Origin of the sequence: Allopusillimonas ginsengisoli (assembly GCF_004153455.1) — a bacterium.
In the GTDB taxonomy this organism is placed as follows: Bacteria; Pseudomonadota; Gammaproteobacteria; order Burkholderiales; family Burkholderiaceae_B; genus Allopusillimonas; species Allopusillimonas ginsengisoli.
This window is the reverse complement of the sequence record NZ_SDQE01000016.1, coordinates 60,803-79,474: the sequence shown is the minus strand read 5'-3', so window position 1 is coordinate 79,474 and position 18,672 is coordinate 60,803. Positions and strand designations below refer to the sequence as shown.

21 protein-coding genes and 1 pseudogene are annotated in these 18,672 nt (G+C 53.6%); 14 read left to right on the top strand and 8 right to left on the bottom strand.

The window, feature by feature from the left end; translation table 11 throughout:
* Positions 1–127: transposase (locus tag ERE07_RS19955; protein WP_167671019.1), on the bottom strand; the 127-nt coding region annotated here is incomplete at its 3' end.
* A gap of 139 nt (positions 128–266) precedes the next feature.
* Here ERE07_RS19955 and ERE07_RS19950 point away from each other — a divergent pair.
* Positions 267–1,007, top strand: coding sequence for an IclR family transcriptional regulator (locus ERE07_RS19950; RefSeq protein WP_209021199.1), 741 nt, complete (start codon positions 267–269; stop codon positions 1,005–1,007).
* 71 nt (positions 1,008–1,078) lie between these two features.
* On the opposite strand, the gene ERE07_RS19945 is transcribed toward ERE07_RS19950, so the two are convergent.
* The gene (locus tag ERE07_RS19945; RefSeq protein WP_130010787.1) at positions 1,079–1,291 is read right to left on the bottom strand and encodes a hypothetical protein; all 213 of its coding nucleotides are present in this window, start codon (positions 1,289–1,291) and stop codon (positions 1,079–1,081) included.
* A gap of 164 nt (positions 1,292–1,455) precedes the next feature.
* The gene (locus ERE07_RS19940) at positions 1,456–1,965 is read right to left on the bottom strand and encodes a winged helix DNA-binding protein (RefSeq protein ID WP_130010786.1); all 510 of its coding nucleotides are present in this window, start codon (positions 1,963–1,965) and stop codon (positions 1,456–1,458) included.
* A gap of 149 nt (positions 1,966–2,114) precedes the next feature.
* Here ERE07_RS19940 and ERE07_RS19935 point away from each other — a divergent pair, with 149 nt between their 5' ends.
* The 5 genes from ERE07_RS19935 (at position 2,115) to ERE07_RS19915 (ending at position 8,920) form a co-directional block, all read left to right on the top strand.
* Positions 2,115–4,223 carry a hydantoinase/oxoprolinase family protein gene (locus tag ERE07_RS19935; RefSeq protein ID WP_130010785.1) on the top strand — a complete coding sequence of 703 codons (2,109 nt, stop codon included), beginning with the start codon at positions 2,115–2,117 and terminating at the stop codon, positions 4,221–4,223.
* Positions 4,220–5,902, top strand: coding sequence for a hydantoinase B/oxoprolinase family protein (locus ERE07_RS19930; protein ID WP_130010784.1), 1,683 nt, complete (start codon positions 4,220–4,222; stop codon positions 5,900–5,902). Before ERE07_RS19935 ends, ERE07_RS19930 begins: the two co-directional genes overlap by 4 nt.
* Before the next feature lie 95 nt (positions 5,903–5,997).
* The gene (locus tag ERE07_RS19925) at positions 5,998–6,999 is read left to right on the top strand and encodes a TRAP transporter substrate-binding protein (protein ID WP_167671017.1); all 1,002 of its coding nucleotides are present in this window, start codon (positions 5,998–6,000) and stop codon (positions 6,997–6,999) included.
* On the top strand, positions 6,996–7,586 hold the full coding sequence (locus ERE07_RS19920; RefSeq protein ID WP_130010783.1) for a TRAP transporter small permease subunit: 591 nt from the start codon (positions 6,996–6,998) through the stop codon (positions 7,584–7,586). Before ERE07_RS19925 ends, ERE07_RS19920 begins: the two co-directional genes overlap by 4 nt.
* A gap of 8 nt (positions 7,587–7,594) precedes the next feature.
* Complete coding sequence (locus ERE07_RS19915) at positions 7,595–8,920, top strand: TRAP transporter large permease (protein ID WP_130010782.1); 1,326 nt, start codon at positions 7,595–7,597, stop codon at positions 8,918–8,920.
* A 776-nt stretch (positions 8,921–9,696) separates the two neighbouring features.
* Here the strand turns inward: ERE07_RS19915 and ERE07_RS22430 are convergent.
* Positions 9,697–10,023 (bottom strand): IS4/Tn5 family transposase DNA-binding protein, encoded by a 327-nt coding sequence (locus tag ERE07_RS22430; protein ID WP_425331000.1) that lies wholly within the window; start codon positions 10,021–10,023, stop codon positions 9,697–9,699.
* A gap of 249 nt (positions 10,024–10,272) precedes the next feature.
* Here ERE07_RS22430 and ERE07_RS22425 point away from each other — a divergent pair, with 249 nt between their 5' ends.
* Positions 10,273–10,509, top strand: coding sequence for an integrase core domain-containing protein (locus tag ERE07_RS22425; RefSeq protein WP_167671015.1), 237 nt, complete (start codon positions 10,273–10,275; stop codon positions 10,507–10,509).
* A 268-nt stretch (positions 10,510–10,777) separates the two neighbouring features.
* Here ERE07_RS22425 and ERE07_RS19900 read toward each other — a convergent pair whose 3' ends face one another.
* Positions 10,778–11,449 carry a LysR substrate-binding domain-containing protein gene (locus ERE07_RS19900; RefSeq protein ID WP_245153806.1) on the bottom strand — a complete coding sequence of 224 codons (672 nt, stop codon included), beginning with the start codon at positions 11,447–11,449 and terminating at the stop codon, positions 10,778–10,780.
* Positions 11,450–11,524: 75 nt separating this feature from the next.
* Positions 11,525–11,692, bottom strand: a pseudogene (locus ERE07_RS22420) (LysR family transcriptional regulator); the annotation flags it as partial.
* A 94-nt stretch (positions 11,693–11,786) separates the two neighbouring features.
* Here ERE07_RS22420 and ERE07_RS19895 point away from each other — a divergent pair.
* Genes ERE07_RS19895 through ERE07_RS19885 form a run of 3 tightly spaced genes read left to right on the top strand, consistent with a single transcriptional unit; the run spans position 11,787 to position 15,165 of the window.
* Positions 11,787–12,872, top strand: a complete 1,086-nt coding sequence (locus ERE07_RS19895) for a Bug family tripartite tricarboxylate transporter substrate binding protein (protein ID WP_245153805.1) — start codon at positions 11,787–11,789, stop codon at positions 12,870–12,872.
* Between the two features lie 20 nt (positions 12,873–12,892).
* Positions 12,893–13,852 carry a M14 family metallopeptidase gene (locus ERE07_RS19890; protein WP_167671023.1) on the top strand — a complete coding sequence of 320 codons (960 nt, stop codon included), beginning with the start codon at positions 12,893–12,895 and terminating at the stop codon, positions 13,850–13,852.
* A 32-nt stretch (positions 13,853–13,884) separates the two neighbouring features.
* The gene (locus ERE07_RS19885; protein ID WP_130010777.1) at positions 13,885–15,165 is read left to right on the top strand and encodes a Zn-dependent hydrolase; all 1,281 of its coding nucleotides are present in this window, start codon (positions 13,885–13,887) and stop codon (positions 15,163–15,165) included.
* A gap of 16 nt (positions 15,166–15,181) precedes the next feature.
* Here ERE07_RS19885 and ERE07_RS19880 read toward each other — a convergent pair whose 3' ends face one another.
* A complete protein-coding gene (locus ERE07_RS19880; protein WP_130010776.1) occupies positions 15,182–15,556 on the bottom strand; it encodes a cupin domain-containing protein in 375 nt (124 codons plus the stop codon).
* A 146-nt stretch (positions 15,557–15,702) separates the two neighbouring features.
* Between ERE07_RS19880 and ERE07_RS19875 the strand changes: the two genes are divergently transcribed.
* Together ERE07_RS19875 and ERE07_RS22085 are read left to right on the top strand one after the other, a co-directional pair.
* Positions 15,703–16,281 carry a TetR/AcrR family transcriptional regulator gene (locus ERE07_RS19875; protein WP_130010775.1) on the top strand — a complete coding sequence of 193 codons (579 nt, stop codon included), beginning with the start codon at positions 15,703–15,705 and terminating at the stop codon, positions 16,279–16,281.
* Entirely contained in the window at positions 16,247–16,510 is a 264-nt protein-coding gene (locus ERE07_RS22085; protein WP_130010799.1) for a DUF2000 family protein, read from the top strand. The genes ERE07_RS19875 and ERE07_RS22085 overlap by 35 nt, the downstream gene beginning before the upstream one ends.
* 9 nt (positions 16,511–16,519) lie before the next feature.
* On the opposite strand, the gene ERE07_RS19865 is transcribed toward ERE07_RS22085, so the two are convergent.
* Complete coding sequence (locus tag ERE07_RS19865) at positions 16,520–17,113, bottom strand: TetR/AcrR family transcriptional regulator (protein WP_130010774.1); 594 nt, start codon at positions 17,111–17,113, stop codon at positions 16,520–16,522.
* 87 nt (positions 17,114–17,200) lie between these two features.
* Between ERE07_RS19865 and ERE07_RS19860 the strand changes: the two genes are divergently transcribed.
* Both ERE07_RS19860 and ERE07_RS19855 read left to right on the top strand, forming a co-directional pair.
* Positions 17,201–18,229: an NADP-dependent oxidoreductase gene (locus tag ERE07_RS19860; protein ID WP_130010773.1), complete on the top strand. Its 1,029-nt coding sequence runs from the start codon at positions 17,201–17,203 to the stop codon at positions 18,227–18,229.
* Between the two features lie 5 nt (positions 18,230–18,234).
* Positions 18,235–18,588, top strand: coding sequence for a nuclear transport factor 2 family protein (locus ERE07_RS19855; RefSeq protein ID WP_245153804.1), 354 nt, complete (start codon positions 18,235–18,237; stop codon positions 18,586–18,588).
* The last annotated feature ends 84 nt before the right edge of the window (positions 18,589–18,672 follow it).

The following is an 18,672-nucleotide window of genomic DNA, read 5'->3' as shown; positions in this document are numbered from 1 at the left end:
TCTTCCATGTGTAGAAGGTTGCCTCCGACACGCCAAGCTGCCGACACACGTCGACCACCGCCGTACCGCTCTCGGCCAATCGCAGCGCATAGGCAATCTGCTCTTCGGTAAATCTTGACCGCTTCATGGCTACTCCTCGCCCCATTCGGGGCGCTGAGAAGCAACTTTACCTCTAGTTTTGACCTGTACGGATATTCCGGGGGCAGGTCAAAAAAATACCCCGAAGGTTGGATGAGTGTCCAACTTTTGGGGTGCAGTTCACCAGAGTGTTGGAGATCATTGATCTTATCTCCGGTGCGTCGCATGCGATTTCGGCTGTCACTATTGCCGAAACCTTGAATATTCCAAGGCCTACTGTCCACCGCTTGCTCCAACAACTTGCAGATGAAAAATTTCTGACGCCAAATATGCGTGGACAATGGGAGCCGGCGCAACGGTTACGAACAATGGCGCTAGGAATCATACAAGCACCACGATTTCGCGCATTGCATCATGCGGTGTTAGAGCGCCTCGCGGGCGAAACTGGCGAAACATGCGGCATATCGATACCTGCGCCTTCGGGTACGCATATGATTTATTTTGACCGAGCTCAATCTAATTGGCCATTGCAAATCAATCTTTCTATAGGCAGTCAAGTGCCAGCAAGCTGCACTGCCAGTGGCAAGCTCTATCTCGCATCGCTACCTAAATCTCAGCGCGATACTCTTCTGCGCTACCTGCCGTTGACACGTATGGCACGAAATACCATTACTAGCCAGGCTGCACTTTCTGTTGCCCTGGATAAAATTGAAGCTGAGCAGATTGGCCACGACAATGAAGAGTTTATTGATGGCATGGTTGCCGTCGCGGTGCCAATCCGAGATGAGCAAGGTAACCTGGCGGGCTGCCTTTTCGTTCACGCTCCGACGATTAGGGTTAGTCTGTCTAATTTGCTGCTGTACGTCCCCTTGCTCAAGTCCGCTGCCCACGACTTGCGAGTCAGCGTAGGACCAGACCAAAATCTATAGTAAAGCTAAATGGACCTCTCAAGTTGCCTGAAATTATTTTGAGCGTGCAGTGCGAGTGCTTGTAAGCTTGCTCATTCCCAGAGGCTGTCATATAGGGCGACGATTTCATCGGCCGAGGGAACTCGTGGATTATTGTCAGGGGATCCCGACGCCAGTGCTTGTTGAGCCATGAGTTCACGTACTTGTGTGAAGCGCTGGTATTCCACGCCATACTCGGCTAAGGTCGGCACGCCTAATGTTGTATTGATGCTTTGAATTGCGGCGAGTAGTTTTTTATTCGCCATTTCGATATCGTCTTGTTGCGATTGTAGGAAGAGTTCTCAGAGCAGCCATCGTGTTCGTATTGGGCAGCCTTAACCCGATTCGGCTTCAAGACAGCAGAATGTTCACAGGTTCAGCAAAGAAAGTGTCGTAATCTGGTGTTTGCGCTTGCTGGATGGCTTCGGTTTCAACGCAAGGAGGATGCTGAGCGGGCCGCTCGCTCATACAGGCTGCTCAGATTGCCCAATGAATTTGCCAGTTCACGAAGGTGAGCGTTCATGGATTCGTCGACATTGCTCATCAGGCATTGCTCGCGAATTTGGCGGTAGTTCTCAATCGCGGCTTCGCCTGCTTCAGTTGTTCGGTACAAAACTTCCTTGCCAACTTTTTCCCCGATGGCAAGTCCGGCTGCTACGAGCTTTTTCAGCGAGTACGTGACGACATGCACGTCGTCGAAGTTCAAGACAAAACAAATGTCTGCAACCTTTTTGTTCTTGGCTCGATGTTTGAGCTGATGTAGCACAACTACGTCGATAAAGGTCATGTCGCCTGCATCTGTTGCTGAGGCGCCTTTTTCGAGCCAGCGTGTGAACGCATTCCAGCAAACGATCATGGCGAACTCAAATTCACTCAATTCCGCCCCCTTGGGGGATACGAGATGGGGGGAGAGAACTAAAGGTTTGTCTGTCTTACTCATAAGTAAAATCCCTAATTATATTAATGATTCAATAACGTATCATTGGGAAATTCCCAACGTTATACGGATAACAATGATGAAAGAAAGACGTATTTTTACACATATTTCCTCAACATGGCTTCTTCAAAGCGCAACTATGGGTACTGTCTATGGCTGACGTAATCAATCCTCGAGTGAGGCTTTCCGCCGATATAGGCGGCACATTCACGGACATTGTTGCAGAATTGCCAAACGGAGTTCGCGTCACGTCGAAGGTCTTAACCACGCCGACTGCTCCCGAGCAGGCGGTACTCGAAGGGGCCTCCCGGCTATTAGAACGCAATGCATTGAGCTTGAAGGACGTAGGTGTATTCGTTCATGGCACTACGCTTGCAACAAATGCCATACTGGAACGCCGTGGAGCCAGAACCGCGTTGATAACCACTAAAGGCTTCCGGGATGTGCTGGAGATTGGTACTGAGGGTCGGTTCGACCAGTACGACCTGCAACTAGAGCGTCGAGCACCTCTGATACCGCGCAGCTTGAGGCTGACGGTTAAGGAACGCATTGACGCAAATGGACATGAAATTCTGGCGCTGGATCGCGAGAGCCTGGCCGAGCAGATATCGGTGATAAAGAGCGAGGGCGTCGCTAGCGTGGCGATCTGCTTTATACACGCCTATCGTAATCCAGCGCACGAGCTGGAAACACGCCAGTTATTGCTCGATGCGTTGCCGAATTTGCACGTCTCTATTTCGAGTGAGGTTTGCCCCGAAATCAGGGAGTATGAACGGGTCTCTACAACCGTTGCCAACGCTTACGTGCAGCCGCAGATGGCGGACTATCTGCATCGGATGCAAAAACGCCTCGAGAGCGAGTCGTTCAACGGAGTTCTTTATCTCGTGACTTCAAACGGAGGACTGACTTCCTTGGAAACAGCTCGACGGTTTCCCGTCCGGTTGGTCGAGTCTGGCCCTGCGGGTGGAGCCATCTACGCTGCCGATGTCGCAAGGCGCGCGGGAGAGAATAAGGTGGCGGCATTCGACATGGGCGGGACAACAGCCAAAATTTGCCTGATTGACCAGTACGAGCCGGATACGGACCGAATTTATGAGGTGGACCGCGCTGCGCGATTTCAGAAGGGTAGCGGCCTGCCTTTACGAATTCCTGTAATCGATTTGTTTGAAATTGGCGCTGGAGGCGGATCTATAGCACACATTAACGTGCTTAAGAGTATACAGGTCGGTCCTACAAGCGCTGGTTCAGAGCCAGGCCCTGCTTGCTACGGCAGGGGAGGGGAGGATCCTACGGTTACCGATGCAGACACAGTGCTCGGGTTGATCGATCCGGACGCCTTTGCTGGCGGCACTGTTCAGTTGGATGTCAAGGCAGCTGAACGTGCGCTGGAAAAGGTTGCTGTCCCATTGGGCTTCTCCCCCGAAATGGCGGCTTTTGGAGTGCATGAGATGGTGTGCGAAAACATGTCCAACGCGGCACGTGTGCATGCGATCGAAAAAGGGAAATCTATTGCAGATCATACGCTCATCGCATTTGGTGGGGCGGCTCCGCTTCATGTTGCCCGGATCGCTGAAAAAGTGGGTATTAGACGTATATTGGTTCCACCTAATGCAGGCGTGGGGTCGGCAATAGGATTTCTGCGTGCTCCTATCTCTTATGAGGTTGTTCGAAGCCGACATTCGCTGCTGGGAACCTTGGAGACGCTGGAGGTCAGCGAGATGCTGACGCGGATGGAAGAGGAGGCTTCGGCCCTCGTGCGGCAGGGAGCTCCCCACGAAGTGCTGATTGTGCGGCGTCATGCATATATGCGCTATGTCGGTCAAGGGCATGAGGTTGCGATCCTGTTGCCTGATAGCAATTTATGTGAGCTCGATGTTCATCAACTCTCGCAAGCCTTCGAGGCTTCCTACACGCGGCTCTTTGGCCGCACGATTCCAGGCGCCGAGGTTGAAATTCTGACTTGGTCTGTTCTGGTGGCGACAGAGCCTCATCATGCGGAGGTCATCGTGCTGCCTCCTTCGACTGGCCGGTCGCCATTGCCTAAGGGGCACCGGGAGCATTTTGATGGAGTTACGGGAAAAAGAGTGAGCATACCTGTGTATGCACGGCGGGAACTGCAGTGTGAACAACAGATTTTGGGCCCTGCGTTGATCGCGGAAGATCAGACGACCACTTTTGTATCCTCGTCTTTTGATGTAAGCGTTGACCGTTGCGGCAATCTTGTCATGGACCGAAAAACAAAGGTAGAGGTAATAACATGAACTCCAACGCGAAGCAGATCAAATATCAACTAATGTGGCAACGTCTTGCCGCTATTGTCGAAGAGCAGGCGCAGGTTCTCCTGAGAACTGCATTCAGTGCCATTGTGCGCGAATGCAGCGACCTATCCGCAGGGGTTTTCGACACCCGCGGCCAGATGCTTGCACAAGCGGTCACCGGCGCGCCCGGTCATGTGAATACCATGGCCGATTCCGTTCAGCACTTTCTCAGCAAGTATCCATTGAACGAGATGCAGCAAGGCGATGTGTTCATCACGAACGATCCATGGAAAGGCACTGGTCATCTGAACGATTTTGTCGTGGTGACGCCTTGCTTCCTGCACGGCAAGCCAGTTGCGTTGTTTTGCGCAACCAGCCATGTCATGGATATTGGAGGGCTGGGGTTCGGACCAGATGGCACGGACATTCATATGGAAGGGCTGTTCATTCCTTTGCTTAAACTGTTTTCATCCGGAACAGTGAACGACACATTCATGGATATGTTGCGTGCCAACACACGCCAGCAACTTGAAACGGTAGGCGACACCTACGCTCTTGCCGCATGTAATGATGTTGCCTGCAAGAGATTGCGGGAGATGATGGATGAGTTCGAACTGTGCTCCCTGGAAGATCTTTCTTCATATATTCTGGAGAGCTCACGCGCGGCCATGCTCGACGCTGTGCGCAAGCTTCCTGAGGGTTCGTCAACATATTGCATGACTATCGATGGATATGACCAGCCCATTGATTTGGTCGCCACGCTGACTGTATCAAGCGATGGCATCATGCTCGACTACGCCGGCACATCGCCGATCTCTTCGCATGGGATTAACGTACCCATATGCTATGCCACTGCATACTCTGTCTTTGGCCTGGCATGCGCAGTTGCGAGCGAGATACCGAATAACTCAGGATCGTTATCTGTATTCTCTGTATCGGCACCAGAGGGTTGCGTGCTCAACGCGCTGCCGCCGGCACCCGTCTCCACGCGACACGTTATTGGTCAAATGCTTCCAGATGTCGTATTTGGCTGTCTGCGCCAGATCATTCCTGAGCGTGTTCCAGCTGAAGGCGCCTCATGTGTTTGGTTGCTAAATTTGCGCGGAGCAACACAGGATGCATCTCGAGGTCGCTATGGTTTCACGTTGGGGTTCACGAGCAATGGCGGCACTGGTGCGCGTAGCGGCATCGATGGTTTGTCTGCGACTGCGTTCCCCACGAATCTGAACGGTACTCCTGTTGAAGTTGCTGAAACACAGGCGCCATTGATATTCTGGCGCAAGGAACTTCGCGAAGGTTCAGGCGGCGCTGGGCGCACGCGTGGAGGGCTCGGGCAGGTGATCGAAGTTCAGTCTACATGCGACAAGGCTTTTGAGATTTTGGCGTCATTTGATCGCATCGATCATCCGCCGCGTGGTCGCGACGGCGGAGGTAACGGGGCAGCCGGATTCATTGGACTTTCATCGGGGCGCCTGTTGGCAGGCAAAGGTGGTCAGGAGATTCTTCCTGGTGAACGCCTGTTAATCCACACACCCGGCGGTGGCGGTATCGGCAATCCAAAGCATCGGTTACCTGCACATGTCGCAAATGATCTTGCAGATGGGTTGCTGAATGAGGAGCAGGCCCGTAGCCTGTACGGCAGTGAACCGGCCGGTCTGGCATTAACTGCAGAAACTTGCTGAGTGCTTAACGTTGTCTGTTGCTTCCTAGGGGCGCCGATGGCACGCTGACGCGGCTCCAGGCAGCTATCACCATCTCCAATAGAGAGGTATCTATCATGATTACAAGGCGTCAATTCTCAGCGATCACGCTGTCTATCGTTGCACTCATGGTGCTGGGACCATTTGCGCGGGCGGCCTCGCCTACGCGGATAGATCTGTCGACCGTATTGCCGGACGGGAATTTCCATACTCAGAATGCCAAAGTATATTCTGAAGAGGTTGCGAAGGTCACTGGGGGTGAAGTTCAGATTCAAATTCACTCAGGCGGCTCACTTGGATTCAAGGGGCCTGACCATCTGCAGGCAGTAGGCGACGGTCTAGTCGGGATGGCGGATATCCATATCTCGCAACAGGCGGGTGATGAGCCTATTCTGGCAGCTGAAACAATACCGTTTCTAGTCAATGATATTAAGGAACTCGAAATTCTTCACCGTCATCTGCGCCCGCTGCTGGACGAGGCTGCTGCGAGGCACAATCAGAAAATACTGTATATCGTGCCGTGGCCAGCGCAGTATATATTCTCCAAGATCAAAGCCGATTCTCTTGAGGGTTTGAAGAGTAGCAAGGTGCGAGTGTCAGACCGAAATGTGCAGGACATGTGTACCGCCATTGGAATCTCGCCGGTGCTGATACCATGGGTCGAAACGATTCCCGCGCTGGCATCTGGAACGATCTCGGGAGTGACGACATCGACAGCTTCTGCCGTAGACGGTCGACTGTGGGAGTTCGTCAAGTATATATATCCAACGAACCACACTTGGATCTCGCAGATGGTCAACATCAATCTGGATATCTGGAACAAGCTGTCCACCACCCAGCAAGAAGCGATGACAGACGCAGCCCAGCGGTTGCAGCCAGTGTTTTGGGATCGCGCGTCTCAGGCTGATGCCGAGGGCCTGACAAAGCTTAAAAGCATGGGTATGGAAGTCATGCTCATTTCCCCGACCATGAGGCAAGAGATGCGAGACCGTACATCAGGTCAGTTGGAGACATTCATGAAGCGCGTACCGCCATCCAAGACAGTACTCGATGCGTACTTGATGGAAGTAAAGCGATGATTGGCGACCTTTCTCTAAGACAGTCTGGCATAAAGCGCGAGCAGGCGGTCAAACGCCTGTTGAATGGGATTGAGCGCTTGTCGCTGCTTGATGGATGGGTTGGTGCCGCATGTTTGATGCTTCTGATTGCCCTGATGCTCGCAGAGCTGACAATCAGAATGCTGTCGAACATATTTCCGGGTTTGCCGGGTGGCCTGCCTTATACGTGGGAGTATTGCTCGTACCTGATGGCTACCTGTTTCACTTTCGGTGCTGCGATGACATTGCGTACTGGTGGACATATACGTGTGAACTTATTGCTCAGCAACGTATCGGACAGGGCGAGGCAAGGATTGGAGATCGCACTGTCGCTGGTGGGATTATTGTCAGTGTCTTTTATGACCGTTGCGATGACTGTTTTTACCTGGTCGTCGTTTGCATCCGGCCAGGTCTCCGCAGCAAGTGGAACACCGCTTTGGGTTCCAAAGCTGACGGTTACGCTGGGAATACTGTTACTCGCTTTGCAACTGCTAGCCCGGCTTATCCAGGCTGTGCTGGGATTGCCTTTAGAGGACTCCCGCATGAAACCAAGCGCATCACAGGAGTAGACACTATCATGACCATCATAGTTTCTTCCCTGTTGGCTATTCTTCTATTACTGCTCGGCAGCGGCATCTGGATTGGCGTCGGGCTTGCCGCGACGGGCAGCGCCATGCTCATGTTGTTTCGAGATATTCCGATCGGAAAGCTGCTAGCTCAATATACCTGGAATATTTTGACAACACAGGAGTTGCTGGCCTTGCCCATGTTCATCGTAATGGGAGAAATTCTGTTCCGAACCAAGCTGTCGCAATCGCTATTTAACGGGCTTTCACCATGGGCATCTTTACTTCCCGGCCGTCTGCTACACGTCAATGTCATTGGTTCAACCATCTTTGCTGCCATTTCGGGGTCATCGGCGGCGACAACTCAGGTGGTCGGGAGAATTTCCCTTGCGGAGTTGGAAAATCGGGGTTACGGAAAATCGATTTCGCTTGGTAGCCTGGCAGGCGCGGGGACGCTCGGTTTTCTAATTCCTCCTTCCAACATCATGATCATTTACGGTGTGCTGGGCAATGTGTCCGTACTGAAGCTCTTTATGGCTGGCGTTTTGCCAGGGGTGCTTCTAGCAAGCTGCTTCATGGGTTGGGTAATGATACATACCCGTATCAATCCAGGATTGGTTCCCAAAGATGATACGGACGTGAAGATAACGTGGAATACCCGCTTCAGGGCGCTAAAGGATCTTGGGCCTGTGATGCTGTTGATTCTGGCTATTCTCGGCTCAATGTATGCTGGCATTGCCACGCCCTCTGAAAGTGCTGCGGTGGGCGTCCTGGGCGCGTTATTGATTGCCTATTTTCAGAAAGGCCTTACACGGCAATCGATGCGTGATATTGCCATGGGTTCGATTCAGACATGCGCCATGATTGCGCTGATCCTGCTTGGCGCTTCCATTCTGTCGCATGCCACTGCGTTCTTGGGCATTACACAGGCAATCAGTGGGTGGGTGACCGCATTGAACTTGTCTCCGTTCGGGCTGATTACAATACTCATCGGTCTTTATATTGTACTGGGTGCATTTCTCGACGGTTTTTCGATGATGGTGCTGACATTGCCAATTGTTCTTCCAATCGTCACTGCGGCTGGATTTGATCCAATCTGGTTTGGTGTCTTTCTTGTCATTGTCATCGAGATGGCTCAGATCACCCCGCCTGTTGGGTTCAATCTTTTCATGCTTCAGGGGCTAAGTGGCGTGAATATTGGACGGCTTGCCCGGTACTCGGCCCCCTATCTGCTGATCATGATTCTATTCGTGTTCTTGCTGGCTGCCGTGCCTGATCTTGTGCTCTGGCTGCCAAGAAGTATTACGGGCAGTGCTGCTATGCTGGTTGCAAAATGAACGTCTCTCGGGCGAAATCAGCATGACAAGCGCTATATCGCCAATGGTGTCATCGTCGGCGTGCAAAGGGTACATCGGCTATCTTCAATTCAGAGGGCACTGGGTACACAATCTATGCAGTGCAGAGTTCGAGAGCACTCGCATTATTCCGCAGCCATCGGCGCTCTGTCAGGCGCGCTTACGTAGCAGTAAGGCGAACAGGTTGCGGAGCATGTCCTGATTGGCTTGAGCCGCTTGGGAGTCTGACATGGCCATGGCGCTCTGGCTCAGCGTCTGAGCAGTGATGCCGGGCTTGAGATACTGCTCGAACTCAGGTAAGAGTCCGGGGAACACACCTTGAGGTGGCGTGGCGATTGGGACGATAGTTCCCACTTGTGAGGTGGCTCTGGCCCATGGACTGAACACCAATACGGTGCTCAAGTGGAGACGAGAGCTGCGTGCCGGGTTGCTGTGCGCTGGTTGGGCACACACTTTCTGGTACGTACCTGCGCTGATCGGCTCTGCGGCGATGGCACGCATACGGTAGCGCAGGAGATGGGCACCGTGCGCAACAGAGGCGTGCACAAGGCAGAGTTCAGAGATAACAGCGGGCGGGTGTGCCAGGCACGGTTGGCATTTTAAGAGCATTCGTCCCTTTGAATTTATTGTGCGTCCAGAATTTGACGGCAACCATCCCCAACGGCAGTCCTTCCGGGGTGATGGCGAGGCTCGAATGCATCAATAGGCCGCATATCGTTGTTTGCGCATCCTGCCCGGGCAGCCCTATGTCACCCGTGCTACTGCCATATGAGATTTCCGTCGTATCGTGCAGCAGGAGCAATGGTCCTGTGATCGACCGAACACGATCGCGCGCGCGTGCAACACATGTGCCCGGACAGAATCGCCCTTTCATCAACGCGTGGATTAGAAAAAAATCGATAGGCTGCCTTGGATTGTGCTGCGTCTTGGCAGGCGAAGGGGATGCTCGGCTCGCCGGCCCCAGTGATCTGCTTGAGAACTTGTCGAAAACGACAGACCAAGAGCGCATCACAAAAGCCGCACTCGGTTGTTGCGCCTTCTTGCTCTGCCCAGCCATTCTCCTCGAACTCCGTTCTGCGTATCATCGCCATTTGACTGGCCTCCAAGACCGCTCGCCTGACGATAGAATACAGCTTACTTAACCCCGTTCATTAAAAATAATAAATAACTAATTGATATTTTTTTAGATAATTGCAAGGTTCACCGTGCGCTTAAATCTCTCGCTGCTTCAAAGCGTGAGAACCAAAAAAGTCGTAAGCCTTCTGTGTCAAGGGTCCAGTGAATTGGTCGTGCTGCATAGATTCTATTCCAAAGGTTAACTGCTATAAAAAAGCGTGGATGTCCGCTTAGAGTGCCAACGCTCCAATGTCTTTATAGAACGGTTCAACTGGGCATACTGCGCTGAAATGAAAGCCCCCGATCTGTTTGCAACCATTGAGCAGGATCATGCCGTTACCACCCAATGGCTAATTGATTACAACGAATATCGCTCACATGAAGCTTTGGGATGTGGCCCGTCGTTGCAGGTCACGTGCAAGGTGCGTTGTAAGCATCCTTGTTTGCTGCGATGAACAGCAGAGATGAGAGCGACATTGACCATCGTCCGTAATCGTGTTGCAGCTCAGCCGACTCGAACCGGCTGCCGAAGGATAGTTCTGATCCTGAATAACTTCATCTTGCGAGGGATCGCTAAGATAGATCTCGTGATGGGGACCATTGAAGGCGGACTCCGGCGCCGTTTGCGTTAACGAAGGTCATCGCTGGTGTGAACACTTCCACGAAGCTGTGCTTCGGCGGTCTCGACACCAGCCAGTGAAATCATCAATCAGGGCAGCACATCTACTGATTGGCCGAGGATGATTCCGATAACGCCTGCCACACCCGCAACTTAGACCCGATAGCCGAAACCTGCGGATGTGCGTACAGCGCGATAGGCAACGATATTGATTTCAATTTTCCTTTCAGTAAAACCAACTGTCCAGAGTCGATTTCGCGACGCACCATCCTCTCAGGCAGCCAGGCGGCCCCCAGGCCTGCGATCGCCATTTCTTTTGTGCCAGCTAAAAAGTTCGATTCGTTTACGATCTGGACGCGATGCTCGTGGTAAACACAGCTCAAGCCGTGGCTGTAGAGCGTACGGCCAACGAAGCTATTGGCGGGAAATGCCAGCAGTTTGAAAGGCATTCTGCGGTTAAGCGTATGTACTGGCCTGCCGTCGGGGCGGGCCGCGCTGATGGGTACAAATACTTCTTCACCCAAATACCGTCTTTGCGCGCCAGGCAGATCGATTTTTGTATGTTCATCTTGATCTTCCATGCACATCAGCAGGTCAGCGTCCCCGCGAATAAAGGCTGACAAGCACTGCTCGTAGTCATCAGACAGCACGCGCAAGTCCACGTTCAGATCGGGAAGTTGGCTCAGCGTTTCAAACAAATCCGGCAAGCGGGTGATCGTCAGAGAATGCTGAGTGGACAGCACCAATCGTGTGGCGCCGCGATCTTCCGAATGCATGCGTATGCGAATCTGCTCGGCCTCTGCGGCCATGGTCTGCAGTTGCGGCAGGAATCGGCTGGCCACTGGCGTCAAGCGTATGGGGTGGGCGGAGCGATCGATCAGGCGTACGTCCAGCCATTGCTCAAACGCTTGAATGCGCCGGGACAACGCAGGCTGGCTGCTATGCCGAAGGGACGCCGCTTTAGTTAGTGATCCCGTTTCGGCGACAGCGATCAGGTCTTGGAGCCAAATTAACTTCATGGGAAATTTACGCTACGTATAGTGTTATGCGGTTTTTGCATGCAAGCAAGAAAATATAGCACTGGCCGCTCAGCATGACGGAAGCGTAGGATAAATGTCATCTGCAAACCGGGAGGCAGTTGTCGGTTTTATAAGGATGCTGCTCAATTGTCCCGCAGCCAAAAAAATTCAGGAGGTGACAATGATGATAAGAAAAAGCCTGGCACAGGCGATGTTCTTCAGCTTTATGGCTTTCACGGCTGGCATGTCGCCGACCAGTGCGGCGGACAAGGCCTCAGATTACCCTAACCAACAACCCATCAAACTGATTGTTGGCTATCCTGCCGGTGGCAGCACGGACTTAAATGGTCGCTTGCTGGGCAAGGCCTTGGCAGAGCGTCTGGGCCAAACCGTGGTGGTTGAAAACCTGGGCGGCGCGGGTGGCGCCATTGCGGCGCAGAAGGTCGTTAATGAGCCTGCTAACGGGTATTCACTGCTCGTGGGTGCAGTCAACGAAATTGTGATCGCGCAGCTCGTCAATTCCAGCGTCAAGTATGATGGCCTGAAGGATTTCACCCCCATCGGGATGATCGGCGCTCAGCCTTTGTTGCTGGCCGCATCCGAGAAGTCGAAGATTGGCAATATCGATGACTATATCAATATGACCAGGCAGGGCGACTCGGACGCGTTTAATTTTGGTTCTTCCGGGGTTGGAACGGCACTCCACTTGACCGGAGAGATGATCAACACCGCGACACAGGCCCATGTTCAGCACATCCCCTACCGTGGCGTGTCTCCGTTGGTAACGGATATGCTGAGCGGACAGCTCGACTTCGGGGTGTTTGGCTTGTCGTCTGGGCTTCCTCAAGTTCAGGCGGGCGCCATTACCGCTATTGGCATCACATCCGATGAGCGTTCATCGATCGCGCCGGACATCCCCGCGCTATCCGAGAACCCAACGTTTAAAGACTTGAATGTAAGCTTGTGGTTCGGCTTGTTCGGACCGCCCGATATGCCGGAGGATGTCGTGGTCAAGCTCAGGAGCGCATTAAACGATATCGTGCATGATCAGGCCTTTCAAGAAGAGTATAAGCGGACCGGTGGGACGGTTATTTCCGATCCCGTCAATATGAAGGAGTTCCTTGAGCAAGAACAGGCGAAATACCAGCAGGCCGTTCATAACGCTCATATTGGAAAATAGACACCATGAACGATGACAAAATGGCATTCAATATCGAGGCACCCGATCTCACCCAAGAACGCGTAGGCAATGTGGGGCTGCCCGGTGTTTGGCACTTTGACTCCGGCAAGCCAGGCCCCAGCGTGCTGTTTACGGCGCTTGTACATGGCAATGAGCTGTGCGGCGCATGGGCGTTAAAGGAGTTGCTCGCGAACGGCGTAAATCTGCAGAACGGAAAACTGACGCTCATGTTCTGTAACCTTGCCGCATTCGATACGTTCGATATCAACCGTCACGATGCTTCCCGATTTGTTGATATTGATTTCAATCGGGTTTGGACTGAAGAGCGTTTAAGCAATACGGACTTGATTGAAACACAGCGGGCAGCCGCTTTGCGGCCATGGGTCGAACAGGCTGACTATCTGCTTGATATCCACTCGATGCATGAACCGGCGCCTCCCGTGTTGGTTGTGGGAACCCTGCCCAGAAATATCGCGCTGGGTGTACAGGCGGGCATTGCGGATTACATCATTGTTGATCCCGGCCATCCTGATGGCGTGCGCATGCGCGATTTCGGTCGCTTCGGCCAGCCTTCAGACGATGCCCATGCCTTGTTGATCGAGTGCGGCTATCACGGCGATCTTGCTGCCATTGACACGGCGCGCTTTGCGGTACAGCGCATACTGGCCCTAAGTGGGGTGATGAGTGCTGAGCACCTCCCCAAAGAATGGCTGGAACAGCCTCGAGAGCCTGCATCGAAGCCAAAGGTACTGACGGTCACTGAGCCTGTTGTGGCCAAGAGCATGGACTTTACGTTCACGCAGCCATGGCAAGGCATGGAGCTGATCGAAAAGCAAGGGACAGTCATCGGCTACAACAATGGGCATCCCGTCAGAACGCCATATGACCATTGCACACTGATCATGCCTTCATTAAGACAGCTGATCCCTGGCGTGACGGTGGTTCGATTTGCCCGCACCGAGCCTACGCCTGACTGCTGAACCACCAATCCGTTACCTCGTATGACAACACGATGAAAGCGCCAAACCCAAGCCCTGCTGCACTCATGATTAATGCCGATAGGTTATGGCGCAACATAGAAACCCTGTCCACATTCACCGATCCTGCTAATCCCTGGACTCGTCGGGCCTTCACGCCATTGCATCAGCAGGGGCGGCGCTGGCTTGAAGAACAGATGGAGCTTGCAGGACTAGTCGTAAGCATGGATGGGGCCGGCAATTTGATAGGTCGGCGCAATGGACGAAAGCCGAACCTGCATCCGTTGGTGACCGGGTCGCATACCGACACCGTCAATGCAGGCGGCCGTTTCGATGGCATTCTTGGCGTGCTGGCGGGCATAGAGGTCGCCCATTCACTCAACGAACATGAGCTTGAGTTGGATCATCCGCTGGAGGTCATAGATTTTATGTCGGAGGAGCCCAGCGACTACGGCATATCATGCGTTGGCAGCCGTGCTATGGCGGGAAAACTTGATGCAGTCATGCTGAGTTCGCCCGACCATACCGGTGAGACGCTTGCCCAGGGTCTGTCGCGCATAGGCGCGCAGCCATCGACGATAGCCAGCGCCAAGCGTGCCAATAAATCCACAGCGGCTTATCTCGAGTTGCACATCGAACAAGGGCCAGTCCTCGAGCAAAAAGACTTACCCATCGGCGTCGTGACTCACATCGTGGGCGGGCGAAGAATCGCTGTTACGATCTTGGGCACCGCAGGACACTCGGGCACCACGCCCATGCCGCTTAGGTCCGATGCGCTAGTCGCAGCGAGCCTGCTTGTTGCCGGCGCCTATCGCCAAGCTACGCGCCTGAATGGCTCAGAGCACTACGTGGTGGCGACGGTCGGCCGCCTTTTGGTGGAGCCCAATATGGCCAACGCCATACCGGGAAAAGTGGATTTGGTGTTGGAAGTGCGCAGCGATAGCAACAGCGTGCTGGATAGCTTTCCCGAGGATCTTCTATCTGTCATCGCCGCCGACATTGAGCCTTTGGATGTACAAATCTCAATGAAGGAACTGACGCGCTCCGATGTCACGAACTGCAGTTCGGAGCTGATACAGGTCATCGACGCGGTCGCATCGGAATTGGGCTATGGCACGATGCATTTACCCAGTGGGGCGGGCCACGACGGGGTATACATCAGTCAGACCGGCCCCATAGGAATGATTTTTGTACCCTGTCTGAACGGGAGAAGTCATTGCCCTGAAGAATGGGCTGCGCTGGAAGCGGTACAGGCCGGCACTCAAGTCCTCCTGCATTCGCTGTTAAAACTCGATCGCACGCTCAGTCAGCCGTAGCGAAAAAAAACATCCCTCAGACCTGCGGTTCTGTCCATTCCTCATTGCCTTCACGAGGCGTGACAAACAGAATATCGATATGAGGCGAGTGCAGTTGCGCGGAGTGGGAATAGCCCTGTGGAATCAGCAGGGCGTCTCCGGCCGATAGGTTGTGATCTTCAAGCGTGCCGTTGTTGCTGCGAACAGTCATAGTGAAACGGCCGTCCAGTACCACCAGCAGTTCGTCCCCCTTGAGATGGCGTTCCCATGAGCCGGCAGGGCGGTCGTTGTGGATGCGGATTACGCCGACCATAGCTCCGATTGTGCCGCGCAGGTCGCCGAGCAGCGAGAATGGTTTTTCGTCAGCGATGGTCCGAACGGCGGTGTTCAGGTTTATTGACGTAGCGATCATCAGGGCCTCAATACCAGTATTTGTTCAGGTACGAAAATTATGCGACCATTGCCTCAAATTGCCCACTCGCTTTCGGATTCCATTGATGGACACCCGCACGCACAAGACCCCGTAAATGGCCGCGCCAGGCACGCTCCCGAGCCACCGTGGAGGCGCTTCTGGAAGCTACGGCTCAGGTTTTGGTCAAGTACGATTACAAGAGCACCACCACGGGCCGCATCGCAGAGCGTGCCGGTGTCAGTATCGGCTCGCTGTATCAGTATTTCCCACACCGCAATGCGCTCATCGCTGCGTTGGTGGAACAGTACAGTAACAGTATCGTTGAATGCGTGAGCTCGGCACTTGATCAGGCTTCCGACCTGGAAATCGGGTTGCGAAATCTGGTTCATGCGGTGCTGGATACCCAACGCATTGATCCCTCTCTTCATAAAGTATTGATGGAGCAGATTTCTAACGTAGATCGACTGGCCGAAGTCATGGATACACACCGTTGCCTGACGGCGCAGATTGAGGCATTTCTCCGACAGCATTCCCATCGCCTTGCCCCGAATCGTTCGCCTGCTCTGGCAGCATTGCTTGTGGAGAGCGCGCTGGAATCGGCGGTCCATCGCGCCGTGCTGACGGACTCCCGGCTGCTTGGTGACAGCCGTTTTGGTGATGAGTTGTTTGATTTGCTGGTGGGATATGTGACTGGACGCTCCGAAAGTTTGGAGGCTGGCAAATAATCGGTGGGGAAAACAGTCGTCACGGCAAGGAGAAGCCCCAGCAGATATCGAGAAAGACCTCACAACGTCAGCTTATATCGAAGAAATATTTTCGACGGGGCACGACGCAGCAAACCGGACGGTATTCGCAAAGTTCGGAAAAGATGACGCTCGCATTGTTGGTATCGCGTTGCGAGACAGAAAGAAGCGCGTTGACAAGATCACTGCTGGCGCTCAGATGCACCCATAGCAATCAGGATCAGTCTTTCCTCTTGAGGTCAAGTTGCCTACGCGCGTTCGATTCCCTGGGAGTGGTCAATATAGCGCCGGTAACAAGGTTGAAAAGACGATCGGAGCGAGATGCGTGCGAGGGTTGCTCCCGAAGCCAAGCGAGCGCAGCAATGAGATCGAACAGTTCCGAACCATTAAGGTCGAGTCGTGCGTTGCCATCGGCTTGAGCGCGGGCAAGGAGCGCTGCGCCTGCGGCCCGCAGCGTGACGCACGAAGTATGAAGCGCAGAATCGGAATCTTCGATGGCGTTCACCATCGGCGCAATAATGCCACGATGTTCGTGGGTGAAGGCAATGATTTCCTGTAGCCACAACATCAAGCCATCGGCGGAGTCGCCCGTTGTCTGGAGCTCATCCGCTCTAGTCGCCAGAGCCTCAAAACTTGAACGCAACAAAGCTTCAAGCAGCGCCTCGCGGCTTGGGAAGTGGCGGTACAGAGTGCCTAGACCTACTTCTGCTTTGCGGGCTATATCGCGCAGCGACGCATCCGCACCTTGCTTGGTGAAGATATCTCGGGCAACAGAAAGTAGGCGGTCGTAGTTCTTTCGGGCATCTGCGCGCATGGGGTTCCTTGACAAACGGAACAGTGCTCCGTATATTCGTAGCACTGTTCCGGTAAAGATAGCTCATTTCAGCTCAAGGAGAAAGTCATGTCGAGAAAAACGATGAAAGCAGTGCAACAGCATGAGTTCGGGGGGCCGGAGATGCTGCGCTACGAAGACACCCCGATGCCCGAACTACAACCGGGCGAAGTGCTCGTGCGTGTGCATGCTGTTGGCCTCAATCCCCCCGACTGGTATTTGCGTGACGGGTACAGGATGCTGCCGCCGGAGTGGCAACCGCAGGTGTCCTTCCCCGTCATTCTGGGAACGGATATTTCCGGTGTCATCGAAGCTGTGGGCGATGGCGTCAAGAATTTCTCTGTGGGTGAGGAGGTGTATTCGATGGTTCGCTTTCCCAGCGGCCTAGCCGGTGGTAGCCGTGCCTATGCTGAGTACGTCAGCGTCCCGGCAACGGAAATTGCTCTCAAGCCCAAGGGAATCGACCACGCCCATGCCGCCGCTGCCCCCATGTCGCTGCTCACTGCGTGGCAATTCATGATTGAACAAGGGCATGACGTACAGAATCCGCTTCAGCCAACAAAGCACGAGCCGGTGCCGCTTGAGGGAAAACTCGTATTGGTCAACGGAGCGGCGGGCGGTGTCGGGCACTTCGCATTACAACTGGCGAAATGGAAAGGCGCACACGTTGTCGCAGTGGGATCGGATGGACATGAGGAGTTCCTGAGGAGCCTCGGTGCCGACGAGTTCATCGACTACACGAAATCCGCCGCCGAGGATATTGTCCGTGACGCTGATCTCGTTATTGACGCAGTGGGTGGCCCAACCACAGGGCGATTCTTGCGCACGCTCAAGCGTGGCGGTGCGCTGTTCCCGATATTTCCCCTTGGTTTTTCCGGAGTAGAAGAAGCCGAGAAACTGGGTGTCACCGTTTCGACGACGCAAGTTCGATCAAGCGGGGCGCAGCTTGCGCAACTCGCGAGTTTGCTCGATACCGGGGTGGTTCGTGTCGCCATCGACAGTGCATTTACCCTGGCAAATGCTCGGCAAGCGCATGAGCGCGCCGCTCATGGGCATATCCGCGGAAAGATTGTCCTTTCGGTCATCGATAAGGAATGACGTGGATGAACACAATTAAAGCTGCGATCGACGACCTGTTCAACAGCGAGCTGACAGCGGAGGATGCAGTCGAACGACACTTCGATCCGCTCTTCCGCCAACGTGTTAATGGAAACTGGTTAGATCGCCACACATTTCTCGCTCGAATAATTTCTCTTCGTGAGATTGTTGCTCGGGTGACGATTACAGTATTGGACGAATTTTCCGACGGGAACCGCTATTCAGAACGCCATGTGATCGACGTGATAAAGCGTGATGGTGAACGAGTTCTCCAAGAGGTGTATTTGTTCGCCGAGCGCTCTCAAGATGGACGTTTCAGTCGAATCCAAGAGGCAACAATAACTGTCGAATCGAGATGATTTTAGTCAGAGTTGTAAGCCAGCATTGTGAAGAAGCGATTCAGTTTCTGGATGTTGGTGATGCCATAGAGGCTGGGTTGCGCA

Coding starts and splice junctions, on each gene's coding strand:
- ERE07_RS19915 (WP_130010782.1), top strand. CDS start 7,595: ATGACCATCATAGTTTCTTCCCTGTTGGCTATTCTTCTATTACTGCTC.
- ERE07_RS19930 (WP_130010784.1), top strand. CDS start 4,220: ATGAACTCCAACGCGAAGCAGATCAAATATCAACTAATGTGGCAACGT.
- ERE07_RS19945 (WP_130010787.1), bottom strand. CDS start 1,291: ATGGCGAATAAAAAACTACTCGCCGCAATTCAAAGCATCAATACAACA.
- ERE07_RS19920 (WP_130010783.1), top strand. CDS start 6,996: ATGATTGGCGACCTTTCTCTAAGACAGTCTGGCATAAAGCGCGAGCAG.
- ERE07_RS19865 (WP_130010774.1), bottom strand. CDS start 17,113: ATGCGCGCAGATGCCCGAAAGAACTACGACCGCCTACTTTCTGTTGCC.
- ERE07_RS22430 (WP_425331000.1), bottom strand. CDS start 10,023: ATGATACGCAGAACGGAGTTCGAGGAGAATGGCTGGGCAGAGCAAGAA.
- ERE07_RS19925 (WP_167671017.1), top strand. CDS start 5,998: ATGATTACAAGGCGTCAATTCTCAGCGATCACGCTGTCTATCGTTGCA.
- ERE07_RS19935 (WP_130010785.1), top strand. CDS start 2,115: ATGGCTGACGTAATCAATCCTCGAGTGAGGCTTTCCGCCGATATAGGC.
- ERE07_RS19885 (WP_130010777.1), top strand. CDS start 13,885: ATGAAAGCGCCAAACCCAAGCCCTGCTGCACTCATGATTAATGCCGAT.
- ERE07_RS19890 (WP_167671023.1), top strand. CDS start 12,893: ATGGCATTCAATATCGAGGCACCCGATCTCACCCAAGAACGCGTAGGC.
- ERE07_RS19940 (WP_130010786.1), bottom strand. CDS start 1,965: ATGAGTAAGACAGACAAACCTTTAGTTCTCTCCCCCCATCTCGTATCC.
- ERE07_RS19895 (WP_245153805.1), top strand. CDS start 11,787: ATGTCATCTGCAAACCGGGAGGCAGTTGTCGGTTTTATAAGGATGCTG.
- ERE07_RS19880 (WP_130010776.1), bottom strand. CDS start 15,556: ATGATCGCTACGTCAATAAACCTGAACACCGCCGTTCGGACCATCGCT.
- ERE07_RS19900 (WP_245153806.1), bottom strand. CDS start 11,449: ATGCATTCGGAAGATCGCGGCGCCACACGATTGGTGCTGTCCACTCAG.
- ERE07_RS19860 (WP_130010773.1), top strand. CDS start 17,201: ATGTCGAGAAAAACGATGAAAGCAGTGCAACAGCATGAGTTCGGGGGG.
- ERE07_RS19855 (WP_245153804.1), top strand. CDS start 18,235: ATGAACACAATTAAAGCTGCGATCGACGACCTGTTCAACAGCGAGCTG.